Origin of the sequence: Streptosporangium sp. DT93 (genome assembly GCF_049844535.1) — a bacterium.
In the GTDB taxonomy this organism is placed as follows: domain Bacteria; phylum Actinomycetota; class Actinomycetes; order Streptosporangiales; family Streptosporangiaceae; genus Streptosporangium.
Map to the genome: position 1 here is coordinate 32,018 of NZ_JBNCLF010000020.1, position 21,116 is coordinate 53,133.

Genomic DNA, 21,116 nt, shown 5'->3' on the forward strand with positions numbered 1-21,116 from the left:
CGATGTGACGCCGGTCACATTTGCTCCATTCATCTGATTACAGGGCACCTGTCTGGAGCAGCGACTTCGGGGTCCTGCAGGGATTCTCACGGATAACTCCGGGAACCGCTGCGGACTTCCGCCAATAACCGGAAGACGGCCGCGGGGCCGGTCCGCCGATCCGGGCGGGGGACGGCGCGGCCGCGGCGTCGTGCGGGGGCCGGTCGTCGCGCTCCGTGACGACGGGCCGCGACGGAGGCGGGCATGGACGGCGGGAGAAGGTCATCTCCAGGGGACTCCCTCGGGGTCGAGTGGCGCGGGCCCCTGCGAATCTGCCGCCCGTACGGGCCGGGGCGACGACGGACACGCGGGCGCGTCGTTCTTCGAGCGAGCCTTTGCGCCGCCCTTTACCGGGAGCTTGTGGGAGGGAGGCGGCGCGCCGGAGGGGGAGTGGGCCCGGGGGCGGTGCGCCGGAGGGGGAGCGGTCCCGTCCTATGCCGCCGGGACCCGGCCCAGGACCGTGTCGAGGTGGTCGTTGGCGAACGTGCCCGCCGGGTCGAGGGCGTCGCGTACCGCCAGGAAGTCGGCGAAGCGGGGGTAGACCGTGGACAGGTAGGCGGCGTCGCGGGTGTGCAGTTTGCCCCAGTGCGGCCGTCCCCCCAGGGCCGTCATGATCTCCTCGACGCCCTCGAAGTAGGCCGGGTTGGGTGTCGGCCGGTAGACGTGGCAGGCGATGTAGGCCGACCGCCTGCCGTAGGCGGTGGAGAGCCAGGCGTCCGAGGGCGGGGAGACCCGCACCTCGACGGGGAAGGTGATCTTCCAGTCGCGCCGTTCCACCAGGTCGCGGACCTGGGCGAGGGCCTGGCCGAGGTGCTCGCGCGGAACGGCGTACTCCATCTCCAGGAAGCGCACCTCCCGCACGCTGGCGAAGACCCGGTGCGAGACGTCGGTGTGGGTGGAGGACGACAGGGCCGCGGCCGACAGGGCGTTCAGCCGGGGGACGGCACCCGGGAAGCGCCCGCCGATCCCGCACACCGCGCCGAACAGGGTGTTCTCCATGAAGTGGTTGTCGAGCCAGTACCTCAGCGCGCCCGGCGGCCGGGCCGGGCCGGGGCTGCGGTTGTTGCGCTTGGTCAGGCAGGTGTCGGTGTGCGGGAGCCAGAAGAAGTCCAGGTGCTCGTTGCCGTCGGTCAGCTCGTCGAGCGAGGAGAGGATCGAGGTCAGGGGCATCGGCTCCCGCGTGCTGCGCAGCAGGAAGGACGGCTCCACCCGGAAGGTCACCGCGGTGAGCACGCCGAGCGCGCCCAGGCCCACCCTGGCGGCGTCGAACAGGTCCCGCTCGGCCACCCCGTGGATCGTGCCGTCGCCGTCGCCGCGTACCGTGACGACCTCCCCGTCGGCGAGCACCAGCTCCAGCGCCAGGATCTGGTCGGCCAGGCCGCCGACGTCCCGGCCGGTGCCGTGGGTGCCGGTCTGCACGGCCCCGGCCACGGTCTGGGCGTCGATGTCGCCCATGTTGGCCAGGGCCAGGCCCATCCGGTGCAGCTCGGCGTTGAGCGCGCGGATCGTGGTCCCCGCCCCCGCCGTCACCCAGTCGTCCCCCTTCGCGCGGATCCCGGCCAGCGCGCCGGGACGCAGCAGCAGGCCGTCGGTCAGGGCCACCCCGGTGAACGAGTGCCCGCTTCCGATCATCCGTACCCGGCGGCCCGCCGCGGCGGCGTCGCGGACGGCTCGCGAGACCTCTCCTGCGTCGGCCGGGGTACGGATCTCCGCGGGGGTGGCGTACTGGTTGCGGGCCCAGTTACGGAAGGTCTCGGCCATGCTCGCTCCTGCCCCGCGGGTCTGACCGGGCCCGGGACGCGGGAGCTCCCGGACGCGAGACGACCCGCCCGCGGCACGCGGGTCGTCGCCGGTTCACCGGCTCCGTCGGCGAATATGAAGAGTACTCATGATTACTGCCGGGCAACAGGTCCGGGTACGGGACCGGGCGACGGGACCGGGCGAGGGGCCTCCTCCTTCACCGTCGTGGCCTCCCGGGTTTCCCGGCGGTGGTCTCCCCGGTTTCCCGGCGGTGGTCTCCCCGGTTTCCCGGCAACGGTCCCCTCCGCCGCGCCCGGGAACTAGTGTGAGAGCAGTGTCACGTCTTCCCGGGTTGCGATTCTTCGTCCCAGTAATGGTGATCGTCACCGCCCTTGTCGCTCTCGGCGCCGTCGTCCTGCTGCTGATCGCCCCCATCGCCCCGCAGGCACCCCGGGGAGCCGTCGCCGAGGCGCGGGTCCGGGACCTGGCGGCGATCGAGCCGGTCGTCACCTCCGCCCCCTCGGCGCCGGCCACCGCGCCCGGGACGGGGTCCACCGCCGATCCCGGCTCCACCTCGGAGGCCGGTTCCGGGGACACCCCCACCCCGCCCCGCCTGATGGTCGTCTCCCCCGCGACGCTGACGGAGCGGACCAGGGCGGACATCTCCCGGCTCAGGCACGTCTGGAAGACCGACGTCTTCGACGGGGGAGTGGTCAAGGTGGCCGGGGTGGGGATCAACCTCATCGCGGTGGACCCGGCCCGCTTCCGCGCCTGGACCTCCTCGGGGATCGCCGGACAGCCGGCGCTCTGGAGCGCCCTCGCGGCCGGGGAACTCGTCGCCGACGGCCCGGCGGCACGTCGCCTGGGCCTGGTCCTCGGCTCGCACTACCAGGTGGACGGCGGCCCCCGGCTGCGGGTCGCGGCCTCGGCGACCTTCGGGCTGCCCGGCGTGGACGGCGTGGTGTCGCAGGAGACCGGCCGCAGGCTGGGCCTGCTGCCGGGCGTGGCGCTGCTCGTGCACGCCCCCCGCAAGGCCGTCGCCGGCCTCAGGACGCGGGTGGACGAGCTGCTCGGCCCCGGCGCCCAGGTGGTCACCGTCGGCCGCCCGGCCGGTGCCGCGACCACCCGCAAGGCCGATGGGGCCGCCGCGGGCAAGGACGGGACGGGTGGCACCGGAGACACCGGCGCGAGCACGGCCACCGGCGGGAGGGCGAAGCGGGTCGCGGTCGGCAGGCCCGCGAGCTACCTGGAGCTCTACCGCAGGGCGGCCCAGGTCTGTCCCGGGCTCTCCTGGACCGTCCTGGCCGCGATCGGGCAGGTGGAGAGCTCGCACGGGCGCAACAACGGCCCGTCGTCGGCGGGCGCCCAGGGGCCGATGCAGTTCATGCCCGCCACCTGGAAGGCGTACGGGGTGGACGGCGACGGCGACGGCGTCGCGGACATCTGGAGCCCCTACGACGCGGTGCCGGGGGCTGCCAACTACCTGTGCGCCAACGGGGCCGGTCAGGGCGGAAGGAAGCTGGAGAAGGCCGTCTGGTTCTACAACCACTCCTGGTCCTACGTGGCCAAGGTCATGGCCGTCTCCCGGGGGTACGCGGCCGCCTACCCCTGAGCGGTCCCCCGGTCACGTCAGGACGCGCGGCGCGTACCCCTGAGAGGCCCTCCGGTCACGCCGGGCGGCGCCGGGGGGCCGGGCAGCAGGTCGCCGGGCACGCCACCGGCTCCGGTTCGGCGACCAGCTCCGAGACCATCGAGACGAACCGCGGGTGGACGCCCGCCGTGGCCGCCCGCACCAGCGGCAGGCCGATCCGCTCCGCCGTCTCGGCGGCCTCCACGTCGAGGTCGTAGACGACCTCCATGTGGTCGGAGACGAAACCGACCGGCACCAGCACCACCGCCGGGGCGTCGATCTTCTCCAGGTGGTCGCAGACGTCGGGCTCCAGCCACGGGATGTGCGGCGCGCCGCTGCGGCTCTGCCAGACCAGGTCCCACTCCCGGTCGCCGCCGACGGCGTCGGTGATCAGCGAGGCCGCCCGGCGCAGCTGCGCCTCGTACAGCCCGCCCTCGGGCCCGGCCGTCTCGGCCATCGAGATCGGGATGCTGTGCGCGGTGAAGACCAGCCGGGCGTCCCGGCGGAGCCCTTCCGGCAGGCGCTCCAGCGCCTGGCGGGTGTGGTCGGTCATCGCCGCGACGAACCCGGGGTGGTCGAAGTAGTGGCGGAGCTTGACGATCTCCGGGGCGCCCTCCACCGCGGCCCGGGCGCGCGCGATGTCGTCGCGGTACTGCCGGCAGGCCGAGTAGGAGCCGTAGGCCGAGGTGACGAAGGCCGCCGCCCTGCGCACGCCGTCGCCGGCCATCCGGCGGACCGTGTCCTCCAGGAACGGGTGCCAGTTGCGGTTGCCCCAGTAGATCGGCAGGTCGACGGTCGGCTGCACGGCCGCGATCAGGTCGCGGCACTGCTGGTTGATCGGGCTCGCGCCGCCGAGGTCCTGGTAGTGCTTCGCGACCTCCAGCAGGCGCTCGCGCGGGACGCCGCGCCCCCGCACCACGTTCTCCAGGAACGGCATCACGTCGTCGCGTTTCTCCGGTCCCCCGAACGAGACGACGAGAAGTGCGTCGTAATTCCCCATGGCATTCATCAAACCGCATGCCCGGGTGTTCTCTCGCATGCTCACCCTGAGTCATTCGTCACCGGCGGGTCCTGCGGATGCATTCCCGGGGGACGCTTGCCTGTGAACGATCGACGGGTAGGTTCGAATCCGTGACTCCATTCAACGACATCCGCGATTATGTCGGCGTACCGCGGGTGGTGTCCCTGCGCCTGTCCCCCGATGGAACGCGCCTGGCCTGCGTGGTGCAGGCGCTCAATCCCGATGGAAGATCGTACGGGACCTCCCTGTGGGAGGTGCCCCTCGATGACGGCGGCGCGCCGCGCCGGTTGACCCGTTCGGTCAGGGGCGAGGCCGGGGCGGAGTTCACCCCGGCGGGTGATCTGCTCTTCGGCTCGCGCCGGCCCGACCCCACGGTCAAGGACGCCGACGAGGAGGTCGGGGCCCTGTGGCTGCTGCCTGCGGGAGGAGGGGAGGCCCGGCGGATCGCCTCCAGGCCCGGCGGTGTGACCGGGTTCGCCACCGGCGGCAGGACCGTGGTCTTCGGCTCCGACGTGCTCCCCGGGGACGAGGCCGACGAGGCCGAGCGGCGCAAGGCCCGCAAGGAGGCCGGGATCAGCGCGATCCTGCACGAGGACTACCCGGTGAGGTACTGGGATCACGACATCGGGCCCGGCGAGACGCGGCTGTTCGCGGGCGTCCTGGGGGACGCCGAGGAACTGACCGAGGTCAGGGACCTCACCCCGCGGCCGGGACGGGCCCTGGACGACGAGTCCTCCTACGCCGTGACGCCCGACGGTTCCGCCGTCGTGACCACCTGGGGGGTGTCCCTGCCGCACGGCGAGCGCCGCTCCGAGCTGGTCGTGATCCCCGCGGCCGGCGCGGACGAGGGAGGTGCCCGGCGGGTCCTGGCCGGGCAGGACGGCCACGACTTCGAGGGGCCCGTCAGGATCTCCCCCGACGGCCGCCTGGTCGCGTGCGTGCGGGTCCGCCACGCCGCCCTCGACCAGATCCCCGAGGTCACCCTGTGGATCGTCGACCTGGACACCGGTGAGGGCCACCCGGCCGGCGGGGAGCTCTGGCCGGCCGACCTCGCCTGGGCGCCCGACTCCCGCTCGCTGCTCGTGGCCGCCGACCACCGCGGCCGGCGGCCGGTCTTCCGGGTCGCGGCCGACGGCTCCGCGCCGCAGCGGCTCACCCCCGACGACGGCGCGTACTCCTGGCTGAACGTGGCGCCCGACGGCGTCGTGTACGCGCTGCGCGGCGCGGTGGACGCGCCCGCGGCCCCGGTCAGGATCGCCGTGGACGGCACGCCCGTCCCCCTGGCCTCGCCCGCCCCCGGGCCGCGGACGCCCGGCACGCTCACCGAGGTCACCGCGACCGCCGACGACGGCGCGGAGGTCAGGGCCTGGCTGGTGCTGCCCGAGGGGGCCTCGGGCGACGCCCCGGCGCCGATGCTGCTGTGGATCCACGGCGGCCCGCTGGCGAGCTGGAACGACTGGTCCTGGCGCTGGAACCCGTGGATCATGGCCGCGCGCGGGTACGCGGTGCTGCTGCCCGACCCGTGCCTGTCCACCGGCTACGGGGCGGAGATGATCCGGCGCGGCTGGGCCGACTGGGGCCCGCGTACCCACGCCGACCTGATGTCGATCACCGACGCGGCGCTGGAGCTGCCCGAGGTCGACGCGACCAGGATCGGCGCGATGGGCGGTTCCTTCGGCGGGTACATGGCCAACTGGCTGGCCGGGCACACCGACAGGTTCGGGGCGATCGTCACCCACGCCTCGCTGTGGAACCTCGACCAGTTCGCCGGCACCACGGACGCGTCCATGTACTGGCAGCGGGAGTTCGGCCCTCCGGGGAGCGAGCTGTACACCAGGCTCTCCCCGCACCTGTCGCTGGAGAAGATCACCACCCCGATGCTGGTCGTGCACGGCGACAAGGACTACCGGGTGCCCATCGGCGAGGCACTGCGCCTGTGGTGGGATCTGCGGCGCTCGGAGGTGGAGTCGAAGTTCCTCTACTTCCCCGACGAGAACCACTGGATCCTCAAGCCCGGCAATTCGGTCGTATGGTACGAAACAGTCTTTGCCTTCCTGGAGCGGCACGTCCTCGGGGGCGAGTGGAAACGGCCGGAGTCGCTCACGTGACCCGGGCCCGCCGGATCCGATGGGACGATGGGGCCGCGACCCCGGCCGGGCGGTCGCCCCGGCGAACACGGCGCGGGGCCCCATCGGGATCCGGCGGGACGGGCGGGAGACGGGGAACGCGGCGCGACGCCGCGGGAGCCCGGCGGAGCGAGCGAGGAACGGTGAGCGGATCGTGGACAGCGCGGTGACCTTCGGCAGGCTGGCGGAGGAGATCGCCAGGGAGGCCGGGGAGATGTTGCTGGCCAAGCGGCCTGCCCGGCCTGAGGTGCTGGTCACCAAATCCAGTCCCACCGACGTGGTGACGGCCCTGGACCGGGCCTCGGAGGAGCTGATCAGGGACAGGATCAGGGCGGTCAGGCCCGGCGACGCGATCCTCGGCGAGGAGGGGGGCTCCACCGGCGACGGCAGGGTCCGCTGGATCGTCGACCCGATCGACGGGACCGTCAACTTCCTGTACGGGGTGCCCGAGTGGGCGGTCAGCATCGCGGTGGAGGTGGACGGCGAGGTGATCGCCGCGGTGGTCAACATCGTGCCCCGCGCCGAGGTGTTCACCGCGGTCGGCGGGCGGGGGGCGTGGCTGGCGGGGGAGCGGCTGCACTGCAACACCGGCGTGCCGCTGGAGCGGGCCCTGATCGCCACGGGGTTCGGCTACGAGAGCGGGCGGCGCGCGGTGCAGGCCGAGGTGCTGCGCCACGTGCTGCCCCGGGTGCGCGACATCCGCCGGGGCGGCTCGGCGGCCTCGGACCTGTGCGCGGTGGCGGCCGGGCGGGTGGACGGCTACTACGAACGCGGCCCCCAGCAGTGGGACTACGCCGCCGGAGGCCTGATCGCCGCCGAGGCCGGGGCGCGGGTCGGCGGGCTGTCGGGAAAACGGGCCAACCCCGGCCTGACGCTCTGTGCGGCACCCGGCCTGTTCGAGGAATTGCACGACCTGCTGCTCCCGCTCGACCCGGAACGCGACGCCTGAACTGTCAGGACCGCGAGACGGCTTCCGGACCCGGCTCCCGCCCACCCGGGACATGGGACGGCCCCGGCCCGGAACGCGACGCCTGACCGTTCAGGACATGGGACGGCCCCGGCCCGGAACGCGACGCCTGACCGTTCGGGACACGGGACGGCCCCCCGGCCGGGCCGGGGGCCGTCCCATGTCGTCATCGCTGGAGGGGAACGCCGTTGTCCATGGCCAGACGGTGGAGATCCTCGATCTCGGCGGTGAGGGTGTCGGCGAGGTAGTCGTCGCCGGTGGACCGGGCCTCCTGCAGGTTCCTGTGGGCCTGGTCGAGGCGGTGTTCGATTGTTGTGGTGAACTCGCCCATCTCACCTTCTTTCTCACGGGCTCAGGGGATGGAAAGTAGCGCGACAAGGCTGGAACCGGCTGTACCCACGGTGAACGGCGCACTAAACCTCCGTGTTCCCGACATCACGCGCAGTGTTCACAGGAGGGCCTTACCGTGTGCTTACAGGGGCCGGGGTGACAATGGAGAGCCGTTCCAGCGGCTGACCACGGAATGTGACGGGAGGTGCCATAGGCCGTGCGAGTGCTTGTGGTTGAGGACGAACGGGTGCTCGCCGACGCGATCGCGACCGGGCTCCGGCGCGAGGCGATGGCCGTGGACGTGGCCTACGACGGCGCCGGCGCGCTGGAGCGGGCCGGCTACATCGACTACGACGTCGTCGTCCTGGACAGGGACCTGCCCAAGGTGCACGGGGACGAGGTCTGCCGCCGCCTGGTGGCCTCCCGTACCGCGTCGCGGATCCTCATGCTGACCGCCTCCGGCGACGTCGACGACAAGGTCGAGGGGCTGGGCCTGGGCGCCGACGACTACCTGGCCAAACCCTTCGTGTTCATCGAGCTCGTGGCGCGGGTGCGGGCCCTGGGCCGCCGCTCGGCCCCGGCGCTCCCGCCGGTGCTGGAGCGCAGCGGGGTGCGCCTGGACCCGGGCAAGCGCCTGGTCAGCAGGGACGGCCAGGAGATCGCGCTCACCAAGAAGGAGTTCGCGGTCCTGGAGGAGCTGATGCGCGCCGAAGGCGCCGTCGTCAGCCAGGAGGACCTGCTGGACAAGGCGTGGGACGAGAACATCGACCCGTTCACGAACGTGGTACGCGTCACCATGATGACGCTGAGGAAGAAACTGGGCGAGCCCCAGGTGATCGAGACGGTGCCCGGAGTCGGGTACAAGCTGTGAGCACTCCGGCAGGCGGGGGAGAGGAGCACCCCACCTTCGTCCCGGCGGGCGAGGGCAGGGAGTCCGTGCCCACCCACCCGATGATCAGCCCGCACTCCGAGCGGAGCTCCTGGAAGACCGAACACCTCTCCTCGGGACCGGCAGGACCGGCGGGACCCGCGGCGGGGCAGGCGGGATCGCCGGGGCAGGCGGGGCGGCCGCCCGCCGCCCACCCCCCACCGCCGACCGGCCCGCCCGCCTGGGACGGCCCGCCCCCGGCGGGCGCCTCCCCGGTGCGGCGCACCCTCGTGGAGCAGACCAGGTCGGTCATCGACCGCGTCAGCATCCGCTGGCGGCTGACCATCACCTACGCCGTGCTGTTCTTCGCGGCGGGGGCGCTGCTCATGACCGTGATGTACCTCCTGGTGAGCTGGTCGCTCTACTCGGCGTGGCCGCCCCTCCCGCTGGACCCGAACGATTTCAGCCCCCAGGCGGCCCAGCTCAAGCGGCAGTGGTACGGGTACCAGCACGTCGCGATCACCGGCGTGCAGAAGGACATGCTGACCCGCTCGGTGCTGGCCCTGGCGGGCATCGGCATCCTGGCCGTCATCATCGGCTACGTCGTCGCCGACCGGGCGCTCAAGCCCATCCAGCAGATGACCGCCACCGCCCGCAAGCTGTCGGGCAGCACCCTGGCCCACGAGCGGATCGACCTCAAGGGCCCCGACGACGAGCTCAAGGAGCTCGCCGACACCTTCGACGCGATGCTCACCCGGCTCAACGTGGCCTTCGACACGCAGCGGAGGTTCGTGGCCAACGCCTCCCACGAGCTCCGCACCCCGCTGACGATCAACCGTACGGTGCTGGAGATCGCCCTGGGCGACCCCGAGGCCTCGGGCGACCTCAAGGCGCTGGGCCGCACCCTGCTGGAGGTCAACGCCCGCAACGAGCGCCTGATCGAGGGCCTGCTGCTGCTGGCCCGCAGCGAGCGCGAGCTGAGCGTGCGCAAGCCGGTGGACATGAAGGACGTGGCCGAGACGGCCGTCGACCAGCTCGCCGCGCGGGCCGAGGAGGCCGGGGTCGTCGTGACCCCCGAGCTCCGCTCCGCCGAGACCGTCGGCGATCCGGTCCTCCTCGAACGGTGCGTGGCCAATCTCGTGGAGAACGCCATAAAGCACAACCTTCCCGAGTCAGGACGTCTGTGGGTGAGGACGGGAATGATGGAGGGTGCCTTGGTTGTTCAGGTGGCCAACACGGGACCGCACGTGCCCGCGTACGAGGTGAACAGCCTTTTCGAGCCTTTCCGGCGGCTCAATGCCGAGCGGGTCGACTCCGACAAGGGGGCGGGGCTCGGGCTCTCCATCGTCCGCGCGGTCGTGCGGGCCCATGGGGGTAACGTGACCGCCCTGCCCAGGGACGGAGGAGGGCTGGTGGTCACCGTGCGACTTCAGCCACGTTGATCCGGCGGGGGGCGTCTCGTTCACGCCGTACATGTGGTTGGATGTGCCGTCGAACACGGTGGTGCATGCCGTCGATGCTGTGGTTTACGCCATATTTGGCTAACCGTGGCCATTGGCAGTACGTCCCTCACGTGTAGGGAGGTTCAGTGACCATTCCGGCGGGGTACCGAAGCAGGAATCTCTCTGGCGGATCGGGCACAAGCCGTGCCTCTCGGACGTTACACACGCGCGAGTGAGCGCAGACAGATAGATGAGGGGGATGGAGCAGACCGATGGCTACCGACTACGACAGTCCACGCAAGACAGACGACGACCTCAGCGAGGACAGTCTGCAGGAACTGCAGGCCCGCCGTACCGACAAGTCCTCGGGCAGCATCGACATCGACGAGACCGATCTCGCCGAATCGCTCGAACTGCCGGGCGCGGACCTGTCCAACGAGGAGCTCTCGCTGCGGGTGATTCCTCGCCAGGCCGACGAGTTCACCTGCGCGCGCTGTTTCCTGGTGCACCACCGCAGTCAGCTGGCCGTGGAGAAGAACAACCAGCAGATCTGCCGGGAGTGCGCGGCCTGACGATGATTCCGACGGCTGTCCGAGGTGTGTCCCTCCCCTCGCGGGTAGGGCGCTCAGACAGCCTTGAGGAGGTTCCGAGACATGACGTCAGAGAACAGGCAGACCGGTGCCGCGCCGGACGACTTCACGGCCCAGGAGTCGGCCGGCGCGCCTGAACGGGACGGCGCGAGGACCGGCGCGTCCGGACGGGAGGCGGCGGAGGCCGGCGCGTCCGAACGCGGAACGGCGGAGATCGGCGCGTCCGAACGCGAAGTGGCGGAGATCGTCGGCAGGCTCGCCGAGCCGGGCGACATGGACGGGGCCGAGCGGCGAAGGCTGCTCGGCCGTCTCACGAGATCACTCGCCCAAGGGGCGAAGAAGGCCAAGGCGTCCGGCGCGGGCCGGGGCCGCTGGCTGACCGACGTGTTCATGGCGGTGGCGCCCCGCATCCCCATCCGAGACCTCGCCACCCTCTCCGAGCACCACCACGGCCTCACCTCCGAGGCGCTCGCCGACGACCTGGTACGGACCGCCGCCAAGGCCACCATGACGGTCGGAGCCATCGGCGGGGCCGTCGCCGCGGCCGAGTTCGCCGCGCCGCCCCTGCTGCTCTCGGCCCCCGCCCAGCTCGTCGCCGAGACCCTGGTCGTCGCCGCGATCGAGGTCAAGCTCATCGCCGAGCTGCACGAGGTGTACGGCATGCAGGTCCCCGGCACCGGCTCCCAGCGGGCCATGGCCTTCGCGATGGCCTGGTCCAAGCAGCGCGGCGTCGACCCCATGGCCCCCGGGACGATGACCGTGGCGCTCGGCACCGCCGCCAAGACCGCGCTCCGCAACCGCCTGATGCGCACCATGGGACGCCACCTCACCACCTTCGGGCCCTTCCTCACCGGCGCCGTGGCCGGAGGTTTCCTCAACCGCTCCGCCACCGGCAAGCTCGGCGACACCGTACGGGCGGATCTGAGGATCCACCGGGGTGCCCTTCCACCTGGAAAGTCATAGAAGTTCGCCGAACGGGTAGTCCTTTACGTAAGCTCTCGACTACCTGGAGGAATACTGTGCTGGGCCGCAGCGCGTTCGTGATCGTCGCCAACCGTCTTCCCGTCGACCGGGCCGGGGAGGACATGTGGCGGCGAAGCCCCGGCGGCCTCGTCACCGCGATCGCCCCCGTCCTGCAGCGCAGGGAGGGGGCGTGGGTCGGCTGGCACGGCGCCCCGGGGGAGCGGCTGGAGCCCTTCGAGCACGACGGCATGCAACTCGTGCCCGTCCCGCTGTCGGAGGAGGAGGTCGAGCTCTACTACGAGGGCTTCTCCAACGGCACGCTCTGGCCGCTCTACCACGACGTGGTCGCGGCCCCGGCCTACTCGCGCGTCACCTGGGAGTCCTACCGCGCCGTCAACGAGCGCTTCGCCCAGGCCGCGGCCGAGGAGGCCGCCGAGAACGCGGTCGTGTGGGTGCAGGACTACCAGCTCCAGCTCGTCCCGGCCATGCTCCGCAAGCTCCGTCCCGACCTGCGCATCGGCTTCTTCCTGCACATCCCCTTCCCGCCGGTGGAGCTGTTCTCCCAGCTGCCGTGGCGGCGCGAGCTGGTCGAGGGCCTGCTGGGGGCGGACCTGGTCGGGTTCCAGCGGCCCGGCGGCGCGTCCAACTTCATCCGGCTCTGCCGCATCCTGCTCGGCTACCAGCACCACAAGAACGAGATCCAGGTGGGGGAGCGGGTGGTGCGGGCCGCGGCCTTCCCGATCTCCGTCGACTTCGGCGAGCTCGACTCCCTGGTCAGGGAGCCGCACATCATCGCCCGCGCCAGGGAGATCCGCGCCGAGCTGGGCGACCCGGAGTGCATGCTGCTGGGCGTGGACCGGCTCGACTACACCAAGGGCATCGGCCAGCGCCTCAAGGCGTTCGGCGAGCTGCTGTCGGAGGGGACGATCAAGCCGGGCGAGGCGGCGTTCGTGCAGATCGCCACGCCGAGCCGGGAACGGGTCGAGGAGTACATGCGGCTGCGCGACTCGATCGAGCTGCAGGTCGGCCGGATCAACGGCGAGCAGGGCGAGCTGGGACAGCAGCCGGTGCAGTACATGCACCAGTCCTACGGCCGCGACGAGCTGGCCGCGCTCTACCTGGCCGCGGACGTGATGGTGGTCACGCCGCTGCGCGACGGCATGAACCTCGTCGCCAAGGAGTACGTCTCCTGCCGCCACGACCTGCGCGGCGCGCTGGTGCTCAGCGAGTTCGCCGGGGCGGCCGACGAGCTGCGCCAGGCGTTCATGGTCAACCCCTACGACGTCGACGGCCTCAAGCGGGCCATGCTGGCCGCGATGCGGGCCACGCCGCACGACCTGTCACGCCGGATGCGCTCGCTGCGCCGCAGGGTCGCCACCTACGACGTGGACCGCTGGGCCAAGGAGTTCCTGGCCGCGCTCGAGGCGGCCTGAGGTCTCTCCGGCTCCCGCGGCTCCCGCGGCCCCTTGAGACCCGGCTCCCGCGGCCCGCCGAAACGCCCGCCGGACCTCCGGAAGCGGCCCGCCGAAACGCCCGCCGGACCTCCGGAAGCGGCCCGCGGGGTCCCTGCCGGGGCTCCGGGACAGCCGCCGTGCCGGGGGCCGCGTCCTCGCCTGTTCTCGCGAAGGACGCGGCCCCCGGCCCCGCGGGTCGTCAGCCGGTGACGTCCTTGGCCGCGGACTTCACGGCCCGCCAGGCGTCGTAGCGCTTCCTGGCGGTGCGGGCCACCACGATCTGCGTCACCTGCATGCCGACCCCCATCACCACGGCGTAGCCGATCGCCTCACCGAGGCCGGTGTCCAACGACTCGTTGTCGATGGGGGCCTTCCTGCCGGTGGCCTTCTCCCAGGCGAAGCCGATGATCTTCCTCGCGCCCCAGGCCGTGGCCAGGCCCAGCAGGCCGCCGATGGCCTTCCACGCCATGTCCTGCTTCTCGCTGTCGTCGGCCATGTGGTCCTCCCGTTCGCGTTCCGCCTCAGACCCTAGTCTCCTCCAGCGCCGCCCCGCGTGAAGCCATACCATAGGGCGGCATGACACAACAGCGACCGCGCCCTGCGCCCATGCCCGAGAAGCCGACTCTCGACGGCCTGGAGACGGTATGGGCGGGCCGCTGGGAGGCCGAGGGGACGTACCGGTTCGACAGGTCGCGCACGCGCGAGGAGATCTACTCGATCGACACCCCGCCGCCGACCGTCTCCGGTTCCCTGCACGTGGGCCACGTCTTCTCCTACACCCACACCGACACGATCGCCCGCTTCCGGCGGATGCGCGGGCGCGAGGTCTTCTACCCCATGGGCTGGGACGACAACGGCCTGCCCACCGAGCGCCGGGTGCAGAACCACTTCGGCGTGCGCTGCGACCCCTCCGTCGCCTACGACCCCTCGTTCGAACCGCCCGCCAGGCCCGACGCCAAGCGGCAGGTCCCGATCTCGCGCGGGAACTTCATCGAGCTGTGCGAGCGGCTCACCGCCGAGGACGAGAAGGCGTTCGAGGAGCTCTGGCGCCGCCTGGGCCTGTCGGTGGACTGGTCGCTGACCTACGCCACCATCGGCACCGCCGCGCGCGCCGCCTCCCAGCGGGCCTTCCTGCGCAACCTGGCCCGGGGCGAGGCGTACGTGGCGCAGGCGCCCACGCTCTGGGACGTCACCTTCCGCACCGCCGTGGCCCAGGCCGAGCTGGAGGACCGCGAGTGGCCGGGCGCCTTCCACCGGGTGGGCTTCGCACTGTCGCAGGAGCAGCGGGCCAGGGGTTTCGGCGACCGCGTCTGGATCGAGACGACGCGTCCCGAGCTGCTGCCCGCCTGCGTCGCGCTGGTCGCCCACCCCGACGACGAACGCTACCGGCCGCTGTTCGGCACCACGGTCAGGACACCGCTGTTCGACGTCGAGGTGCCGGTGCTGGCCCACCACCTGGCCGAGCCCGACAAGGGGTCCGGCATCGCGATGATCTGCACCTTCGGCGACGTCACCGACGTCGTCTGGTGGCGCGAGCTCGACCTGCCCACCCGCCCGGTCGTCGGCTGGGACGGCAGGCTGCTGCCGGACGCCCCCGAGGGCGTGCCGGCCGGGCCGTACGGGGAGCTGGCCGGCAGGACCGCGCACGGGGCCCGCGAGCGGATCGTGGAGCTGCTGCGGGCCTCCGGCGACCTGGAGGGCGAGCCCCGGCCGGTGCGGCGCCCGGTGAAGTTCTACGAGAAGGGCGACCGCCCCCTGGAGATCGTCACCACCCGCCAGTGGTACCTGCGCAACGGCGGGCGCGACGAGGCGCTGCGCGACGCGCTCCTGGCACGGGGCGCGGAGCTCGCCTGGCACCCGCCGCACATGCGGGCCCGCTACGACGGCTGGGTGCGGGGCCTGGCGGGCGACTGGCTGATCTCCCGGCAGCGCTTCTTCGGCGTGCCCATCCCGGTCTGGTACCCGCTGGACGACGAGGGCGAGCCCGACCACTCCAGGCCGATCACGCCGCCGGAGTCCGCGCTGCCGGTGGACCCCGCGAGCGACGTGCCACCCGGCTACACCGAGGAGCGGCGCGGCAAGGCGGGAGGCTTCGCCGCCGACCCCGACGTCATGGACACCTGGGCCACCTCCTCGCTCACGCCGCAGATCGCCGGAGGCTGGGAACGCGACCCCGACCTGTTCGACCGGGTCTTCCCGATGGACCTGCGCCCGCAGGCCCACGAGATCATCCGGACCTGGCTGTTCTCCACGGTGGCGCGCAGCCATCTGGAGCGGGACGTCCTGCCCTGGAGCGACGTCGCGATCTCCGGCTGGATCATCGATCCCGACCGCAAGAAGATGTCCAAGTCCGTGGGCAACGTGGTCACCCCGTCCGGGCTGCTGGAGCAGTACGGCTCGGACGCGGTCCGCTACTGGGCGGCGCACGGCCGTCCGGGCACCGACACCGCCTTCGACACCGGCCAGATCAAGATCGGCCGCCGGCTGGCCATCAAGATCCTGAACGCCTCCCGGTTCGTCCTCGGCCTCGGGGAGGGCGGCGGCGAGGTCACCGAGCCGATCGACCTGTCGATGCTGGCCCGGCTCGCGGAGGTGGCCCGGGAGGCCACCGAGGCGATGGAGGGCTACGACTACACCCGCGCGCTGGAGCGGACCGAGCGGTTCTTCTGGGAGTTCTGCGACGACTACCTGGAGCTGGTCAAGGCCAGGGCCTACGACGGCGTGACCGGCGCCGGAGGGCGCTCGGGGCGGCCGGAGCGCGCCGGGGACGCGGGCGGGGGGAGTACGAACGCGGACGTGGGCGAGGGGATCGCGGGTGAGGTGAGCGGGGACGCGGGCGGGTCCGGTGAGGCGAGCGCGGCCGCGCGTTCGGCGCACGCGGCGCTGCGCGAGGCCCTCGACGTCATGCTCCGGCTGTTCGCCCCGTTCCTGCCCTTCGTCACGGAGGAGGTCTGGTCCTGGTGGCGGGAGGGCTCGGTGCACCGGGCCGCCTGGCCCGAGCCGGACGGGCGCGGCGGCGATCCCGAGCTGCTGCCCGCGGTGGCCACGGTCCTGGGCCGGGTCCGCAAGGCCAAGTCCGACGCCCGCCTGTCCATGCGCGCCGAGGTCTCCCGGCTGACCGTCACCGGGGCGCGGGTGGACCTGGTCCGGCAGGCGCAGGACGACCTGTGCGGCGCGGGCGTCATCGACGAGTTCGTGCTCCACCCCGGCGAGGGCGAGCTGCTGGTGGAGGTCGCCCTCACCTGACCGCGACGCCCGCGACTCTGTCCTTTCCGCGTCCTTCGCGCCGGGCCGCCCCGTCGTACGGTCGGGACAGGACAGCCGAGGGGAGGACGGGTCATGCCGCCAGGATGTGGTAACTGCAGCTGCTACCTCGAGGACAGGGTGATCGCCCGCCCGCCGGCCGAGCGCTGAGCCCGGCCGGACGAGGTCGCCGAACGGACCGGCACCGGCCCACCGGGCGGGTGCCGGCTCCGGCCGTGCCCGTGCCCGTGCCGGCCCGTGCCGGCCCATGTGACCCGTGACGACCCTTGTGGCTCGTGAAGCCCCCTGTGGCCGGTGATGACCCGGGTGACCCGTGGCGGCCCGCGCACCGGCCGACGCGCGGGCCCTTCCTCGTCGTGTCCACCCGGTAACTCCCGCGCGTTTTCCACCCCGGCGTGCCAGGGTGGGATCCGTGATCTCCGACCGGGAACGCCTGACCGCCCTGGTGCCGCGTACGCTGCTCCGCCTCGCCCTGTGGAGCCTGTGCCTGATCATCATCGGCTGGGCCGTCTTCTACTTCGCGCAGTTCATCGCGACGCTGCGCATCGTCGTGCTGCCGGTCGCCGTGGCGCTCCTGCTGACCGCGCTGCTGTTCCCGGTCACCCGGCGGCTGCGCGCGGTGGGCCTGCGGCCCATCTACGCCACGTGGATCACCATGCTCATCGCGCTCGCGGTGCTCGGTGGCACCGGCTGGATCATCGGGGTGCGCGCCAACGACGAGTTCCCCGGCCTCGTCGACCAGGTGCGCCAGACCGCCAAGTCCGTCGAGAACTGGCTCTACACCGGACCCCTGCACCTGCAGCCGAACCAGCTGACCAGCATGGTCGACGAGATCAGCAAGCAGGTCACCGCCCAGCGCAACCAGATCACCCAGACGGTCCTGACCGGCGCCACGGTGGCGGTGGAGGTGCTGGCCTCCATCGTGCTGCTGCTGTTCGTGACGTTCTTCCTGCTCAAGGACGGCGACCGGATCTGGTCGTGGTTCCTCAAGGGGTTCGGGACCATGGCGCCCCGGGTGGACCGGGCGGGCCGCACGGCGTGGGTGACGCTCTCGCAGTACGTGCAGGGCACGGTCGCGGTGGCCGCCGTGCACGGCGTGATCATGGGTATCGTGCTCGCCGGGATGGGCGTGCCGCTCTGGGCGCCGCTGGCGGTGCTGATCTTCCTCGCCAGCTTCATCCCGATCGTCGGCATCTTCTTCGCCGGGGCGGTGGCGACGCTGGTCACCCTGGGCGCCAAGGGGCCGATCTACGCCCTGATCTTCCTCGGCATCCTCGTGGTGGAGCAGCAGCTGGAGAACCACGTGCTGCAGCCGCTGATCGTGGGCCGGGTGCTGCACTTCCACCCGCTGGCGATCATCCTGGCACTGGCCGTGGGCGGCATCCTGGCGGGCATCGCCGGTGCGGCCGTGGCGGTGCCGGTCGCCGCCGTGATCTACCGGGCGCTGCCCGAGCTCGGCGCCGCCCCGCCGCGCGCCCTGCCCCCGGCCTCACCGCACCCCGGCCCGGGCGACGCGGGCGGCCCCGATCCGGAAGGCCCGGGGCCGGGTCCGGAAGGCCCGGGCGGCCCCGGTGGCGACCGTGGCCCGGGTGGTTCCGGCCCTTCGGGGGCGGGAAAGCCGGTGAATGACGAATCCCCGCAGCCCAAGGGGTAACGTTCTGCCCCGTGACCCGTTCCACCGTGACGACCCCCCCGCCGGACGCCGTCCGTCCGGGGCCGCTTCCCGGCGGGCCCGTTCCCGGCTCCCCGCTCGGTCCCCACTACAGCCGCTGTTTCGGTTGCGGGGACGGCCACCCCACCGGCCTGCACCTGGCGGCCACCACCCCTGACGGGATCACCGTCGAGGCCACGTTCACCGTGGGGGAGAGCCACCAGGGCGCTCCCGGCCTGGCGCACGGCGGCGTCCTCGCCGCCGCGATGGACGAGGTCATCGGCATGTCCGTCTGGCTCTTCCGCAGGCCCTACGTCACCGGGCGGCTGGAGACCGACTATCTCGCACCGGTTCCGGTCGGTACCGAGCTGTATCTGCGCGCCTGGTGCAACGGCATGTCCGGCAGGAAGGCGTACCTTGAGGCTGAGGGCCGGATCGGTTCCGCGGACGGCCCGGTCGCCGTGCGGGCCGCGGCGCTGTTCATCGAGGTGGGCATGGAGCACTTCGGGCGGCACGGCAGCCAGACGATCATCGACGAGCACCACGAGTACGAGGTGAACCCGTGACCCACACCGTCGAGGTGCTGATCCACCGGCTCGACGCGGACCTGCCGCCGCCGTCGTACGCCCATCCGGGCGACGCGGGCGCGGACCTGCGCGCGGCCGAGGACGTCGAGCTCCTGCCCGGCGAGCGGGCCGTGGTCGGCACCGGGGTGGCGATCGCGCTGCCCGACGGGTACGCCGCGTTCGTCCACCCGCGTTCCGGCCTGGCCGTCCAGCACGGCGTGACGCTCGTCAACGCGCCCGGCACCGTGGACGCGGGATACCGGGGGGAGATCAGGGTGACGCTGATCAACACCGACACCAAGGACGCCGTACGGCTGCGCAGGGGGGACCGCGTGGCGCAGCTGGTGATCCAGAAGGTGGAGAGGGCGGTGTTCCACGAAGTGGCCCGGCTGCCCGGTTCGTCCCGGGGCGCCGGAGGTTTCGGGTCCACCGGCCGATGACGGTGCCGGGGGCCCAGGGGACGATTGACCAGTGAATCTTCAAGGAGCGTGAGGAAAGTGTTCCGACGTCGCCGTCGTGAGGAGTCCCCGGCCGTCAAGGCCGACAAGGCCGAGGTGGAGGAGGCCGAGCAGACCCCGACGAGGGAGTCGGGCCCGTGGGACTCCGAGGAGTCCTACCCGGAGCGGGAGCGGGTCGACCTCGGCGGGATGCGCCTGCCCGTCGACGCCGGTTTCGAGATCCAGCTCAACCTGGCCGGAGAGCAGATCGTCGGCGCCGTGGTGCTGTACGACGAGAGCGCCCTGCAGGTGCACGCGTTCGCGGCGCCCAAGCGGAGCGGCATCTGGGACGAGGTCAGGGCGGAGCTGGCCGAGGGGGTCAAGAGCGCCGGAGGCACCGCCGAGGAGCGCGAGGGGCCCTTCGGCGTCGAGCTGGCCGCCAGGATCCCGGCGGAGGGCGGCGACGAGCAGCCGGTCCGCTACATCGGCGTGGACGGGCCGCGCTGGTTCCTGCGCGCGGTGATCAGCGGGCGCGCCGCCCAGGGCGCCGGCTCCGCCGAGACCCTGGAGGGTGTCGTCCGCGACATCGTCGTGGTACGCGGGGACGAGCCGATGGCGCCCAAGGAGGCGATCGAGCTCCGCCTGCCGCCCGAGGCCAGGCAGGCCGTGGAGCAGCAGGGCGGCAAGAACGACGGGCCCGACCTCAACCCCTTCGGCCGCGGGCCGGAGATCGCCGAGATTCGCTGACGGACCGGATCGCGTACCCTGATGCGACTCGTATGTGAAGGAGAGGTCCGTGGGTTCTCAGGAACCGCATAAACAGGGCGGCCTGCGGGGCTTCCTCCGCCGCCTGACCGCAGGTCAGGAGGAACTGGAGGCCGACGAGCTCCAGCAGGACCTCGACCGTCACGGCGCCACCGCCATCGTCTCGTGCGGCGGGCGCCGCCGGTTCTGCGTCACCGGCACCCTGCGGACGGTGACGCTGCGCCCCCGCGGGGGCGCCCCGGCGCTGGAGGCCGAGCTCTACGACGGCTCCGACGTGATCGACCTGATCTGGCTGGGCCGCAGGAGGATCGCGGGCATCGAACCCGGCCGCCTGGTGCTGGCCGAAGGGCTCGTCAGCATGCAGGATGGACGCAAGGTCATGTTCAATCCCAGATACGAGCTGCGCCCGGCCGCCGGTGCGTGAGCGATCGTCGACCACGAGACGGTGAACGAAGAGATGACCACCAGCGAGGAGACCGCCGCGCACGACACGGTGGAAGCCGTGCTCCGCAGCCAGCTCGCCAAGGCGTTCGGCGGGATACGGGGCGTCGTGGAGGCCGCCGTCCCGACCATCGCCTTCACCGGCACGTGGATCGCCACCTCGACCCTGAAGACCTCGCTCATCGTCAGCGTCGGCACGGCGGTGCTGCTGCTGGCCGTGAGGCTGGTGCAGCGCTCGACGCCGCAGTTCGTGATCAACAGCCTGATCGGCATCGGCATCGGCGCGTTCTTCGCCTCGCGCAGCGGCCAGGCCGAGGACGTCTTCCTGCCCGGCATCCTCTACAACGCGGGATACTCGGTGGCCATGCTGCTGTCGATCGTCACCCGCTGGCCGCTGGTGGGCTTCATGATCGGGTCCGTCACCGGTGATCCGACCGCCTGGCGCGCCGACCCGGCGGTGGTGAAGCTCTGCACCAAGCTCACCTGGCTGCTGATGCTCCCGTGCGTGATCCGGGTGGCGGTCCAGCTCCCGGTGTACCTGATCGGCGGGGACCGGGCCGTCGTCGAGCTGGGCATCCTCAAGATCGTGATGGGCTGGCCGCTGCAGATCGCGGCGCTGGCGGCGATGGTGTGGCTGCTGGCCCGGGGCCGCACCCCGGTGCGACCCGCGGCCTCCTGACCGGTGAACTCTCCGACCGAGAGCCCTCTGACCGAGAGCCCCTGAGCTAGAGCCCTGTGGCCGGGCCCCTGCCGCAGAGCCTGCCGGGCGCGGGAGCCGGATCCCCGCCGGGGAGACGGGGCCTCACCCGGGGCCGGGTCCCG

At 72.3% G+C, this 21,116-nt stretch carries 19 protein-coding genes; 15 read left to right on the top strand and 4 right to left on the bottom strand.

What is annotated here, in order from left to right; genetic code table 11:
- Positions 1-471 precede the first annotated feature (471 nt).
- Entirely contained in the window at positions 472-1,800 is a 1,329-nt protein-coding gene (locus tag ACLQ2R_RS32340) for a D-arabinono-1,4-lactone oxidase (RefSeq protein ID WP_425965052.1), read from the bottom strand.
- A 313-nt stretch (positions 1,801-2,113) separates the two neighbouring features.
- On the opposite strand from ACLQ2R_RS32340, the gene ACLQ2R_RS32345 reads away from it, so the two are divergent.
- Positions 2,114-3,391, top strand: a complete 1,278-nt coding sequence (locus tag ACLQ2R_RS32345; RefSeq protein WP_425965054.1) for a lytic murein transglycosylase — start codon at positions 2,114-2,116, stop codon at positions 3,389-3,391.
- A 55-nt stretch (positions 3,392-3,446) separates the two neighbouring features.
- Here ACLQ2R_RS32345 and ACLQ2R_RS32350 read toward each other — a convergent pair whose 3' ends face one another.
- A complete protein-coding gene (locus ACLQ2R_RS32350; RefSeq protein WP_425965056.1) occupies positions 3,447-4,409 on the bottom strand; it encodes a ferrochelatase in 963 nt (320 codons plus the stop codon).
- Between the two features lie 77 nt (positions 4,410-4,486).
- Here ACLQ2R_RS32350 and ACLQ2R_RS32355 point away from each other — a divergent pair, with 77 nt between their 5' ends.
- Positions 4,487-6,538 (top strand): S9 family peptidase, encoded by a 2,052-nt coding sequence (locus ACLQ2R_RS32355; RefSeq protein ID WP_425965058.1) that lies wholly within the window; start codon positions 4,487-4,489, stop codon positions 6,536-6,538.
- Between the two features lie 172 nt (positions 6,539-6,710).
- Positions 6,711-7,505, top strand: a complete 795-nt coding sequence (locus tag ACLQ2R_RS32360) for an inositol monophosphatase family protein (RefSeq protein WP_425965060.1) — start codon at positions 6,711-6,713, stop codon at positions 7,503-7,505.
- A 184-nt stretch (positions 7,506-7,689) separates the two neighbouring features.
- On the opposite strand, the gene ACLQ2R_RS32365 is transcribed toward ACLQ2R_RS32360, so the two are convergent.
- Positions 7,690-7,854 (bottom strand): hypothetical protein, encoded by a 165-nt coding sequence (locus ACLQ2R_RS32365; protein ID WP_425965062.1) that lies wholly within the window; start codon positions 7,852-7,854, stop codon positions 7,690-7,692.
- A gap of 216 nt (positions 7,855-8,070) precedes the next feature.
- Between ACLQ2R_RS32365 and ACLQ2R_RS32370 the strand changes: the two genes are divergently transcribed.
- The 5 genes from ACLQ2R_RS32370 (at position 8,071) to ACLQ2R_RS32390 (ending at position 13,149) form a co-directional block, all read left to right on the top strand.
- Complete coding sequence (locus ACLQ2R_RS32370) at positions 8,071-8,724, top strand: response regulator transcription factor (RefSeq protein ID WP_386248239.1); 654 nt, start codon at positions 8,071-8,073, stop codon at positions 8,722-8,724.
- Positions 8,721-10,163 (top strand): sensor histidine kinase, encoded by a 1,443-nt coding sequence (locus ACLQ2R_RS32375; protein WP_425965064.1) that lies wholly within the window; start codon positions 8,721-8,723, stop codon positions 10,161-10,163. Before ACLQ2R_RS32370 ends, ACLQ2R_RS32375 begins: the two co-directional genes overlap by 4 nt.
- A 272-nt stretch (positions 10,164-10,435) precedes the next feature.
- Positions 10,436-10,735: a DUF4193 domain-containing protein gene (locus ACLQ2R_RS32380; protein WP_344901336.1), complete on the top strand. Its 300-nt coding sequence runs from the start codon at positions 10,436-10,438 to the stop codon at positions 10,733-10,735.
- 81 nt (positions 10,736-10,816) lie between these two features.
- Positions 10,817-11,716: a hypothetical protein gene (locus ACLQ2R_RS32385; protein ID WP_425965067.1), complete on the top strand. Its 900-nt coding sequence runs from the start codon at positions 10,817-10,819 to the stop codon at positions 11,714-11,716.
- A 56-nt stretch (positions 11,717-11,772) separates the two neighbouring features.
- Positions 11,773-13,149 (top strand): alpha,alpha-trehalose-phosphate synthase (UDP-forming), encoded by a 1,377-nt coding sequence (locus ACLQ2R_RS32390; protein WP_425965069.1) that lies wholly within the window; start codon positions 11,773-11,775, stop codon positions 13,147-13,149.
- Between the two features lie 220 nt (positions 13,150-13,369).
- Here the strand turns inward: ACLQ2R_RS32390 and ACLQ2R_RS32395 are convergent, their stop codons facing one another.
- The gene (locus ACLQ2R_RS32395) at positions 13,370-13,666 is read right to left on the bottom strand and encodes a DUF4235 domain-containing protein (protein ID WP_425965071.1); all 297 of its coding nucleotides are present in this window, start codon (positions 13,664-13,666) and stop codon (positions 13,370-13,372) included.
- A gap of 80 nt (positions 13,667-13,746) precedes the next feature.
- On the opposite strand from ACLQ2R_RS32395, the gene valS reads away from it, so the two are divergent.
- From valS to ACLQ2R_RS32430, 7 genes are all read left to right on the top strand, one after another.
- Positions 13,747-16,416, top strand: a complete 2,670-nt coding sequence (gene valS / locus ACLQ2R_RS32400; RefSeq protein WP_425965073.1) for a valine--tRNA ligase — start codon at positions 13,747-13,749, stop codon at positions 16,414-16,416.
- Between the two features lie 430 nt (positions 16,417-16,846).
- On the top strand, positions 16,847-18,088 hold the full coding sequence (locus tag ACLQ2R_RS32405; protein ID WP_425965075.1) for an AI-2E family transporter: 1,242 nt from the start codon (positions 16,847-16,849) through the stop codon (positions 18,086-18,088).
- Between the two features lie 11 nt (positions 18,089-18,099).
- Positions 18,100-18,651 carry a PaaI family thioesterase gene (locus ACLQ2R_RS32410; protein WP_425965077.1) on the top strand — a complete coding sequence of 184 codons (552 nt, stop codon included), beginning with the start codon at positions 18,100-18,102 and terminating at the stop codon, positions 18,649-18,651.
- Positions 18,648-19,091 carry a dUTP diphosphatase gene (gene dut / locus ACLQ2R_RS32415; protein WP_386248232.1) on the top strand — a complete coding sequence of 148 codons (444 nt, stop codon included), beginning with the start codon at positions 18,648-18,650 and terminating at the stop codon, positions 19,089-19,091. Before ACLQ2R_RS32410 ends, dut begins: the two co-directional genes overlap by 4 nt.
- Before the next feature lie 57 nt (positions 19,092-19,148).
- Positions 19,149-19,835: a DUF3710 domain-containing protein gene (locus tag ACLQ2R_RS32420; RefSeq protein ID WP_425965079.1), complete on the top strand. Its 687-nt coding sequence runs from the start codon at positions 19,149-19,151 to the stop codon at positions 19,833-19,835.
- Between the two features lie 49 nt (positions 19,836-19,884).
- Complete coding sequence (locus tag ACLQ2R_RS32425) at positions 19,885-20,277, top strand: OB-fold nucleic acid binding domain-containing protein (protein ID WP_386248230.1); 393 nt, start codon at positions 19,885-19,887, stop codon at positions 20,275-20,277.
- A gap of 33 nt (positions 20,278-20,310) precedes the next feature.
- Positions 20,311-20,973, top strand: a complete 663-nt coding sequence (locus ACLQ2R_RS32430; RefSeq protein WP_425965192.1) for a DUF3159 domain-containing protein — start codon at positions 20,311-20,313, stop codon at positions 20,971-20,973.
- Positions 20,974-21,116 lie beyond the last annotated feature (143 nt).

Excerpts from the sequence above, each read along its gene's own strand:
- ACLQ2R_RS32385 (WP_425965067.1), top strand. The coding sequence starts at position 10,817 with ATGACGTCAGAGAACAGGCAGACCGGTGCCGCGCCGGACGACTTCACG.
- ACLQ2R_RS32350 (WP_425965056.1), bottom strand. The coding sequence starts at position 4,409 with ATGGGGAATTACGACGCACTTCTCGTCGTCTCGTTCGGGGGACCGGAG.
- ACLQ2R_RS32355 (WP_425965058.1), top strand. The coding sequence starts at position 4,487 with ATGCATTCCCGGGGGACGCTTGCCTGTGAACGATCGACGGGTAGGTTC.
- ACLQ2R_RS32430 (WP_425965192.1), top strand. The coding sequence starts at position 20,311 with ATGACCACCAGCGAGGAGACCGCCGCGCACGACACGGTGGAAGCCGTG.
- ACLQ2R_RS32340 (WP_425965052.1), bottom strand. The coding sequence starts at position 1,800 with ATGGCCGAGACCTTCCGTAACTGGGCCCGCAACCAGTACGCCACCCCC.
- valS (WP_425965073.1), top strand. The coding sequence starts at position 13,747 with ATGACACAACAGCGACCGCGCCCTGCGCCCATGCCCGAGAAGCCGACT.
- ACLQ2R_RS32380 (WP_344901336.1), top strand. The coding sequence starts at position 10,436 with ATGGCTACCGACTACGACAGTCCACGCAAGACAGACGACGACCTCAGC.
- ACLQ2R_RS32395 (WP_425965071.1), bottom strand. The coding sequence starts at position 13,666 with ATGGCCGACGACAGCGAGAAGCAGGACATGGCGTGGAAGGCCATCGGC.
- ACLQ2R_RS32365 (WP_425965062.1), bottom strand. The coding sequence starts at position 7,854 with ATGGGCGAGTTCACCACAACAATCGAACACCGCCTCGACCAGGCCCAC.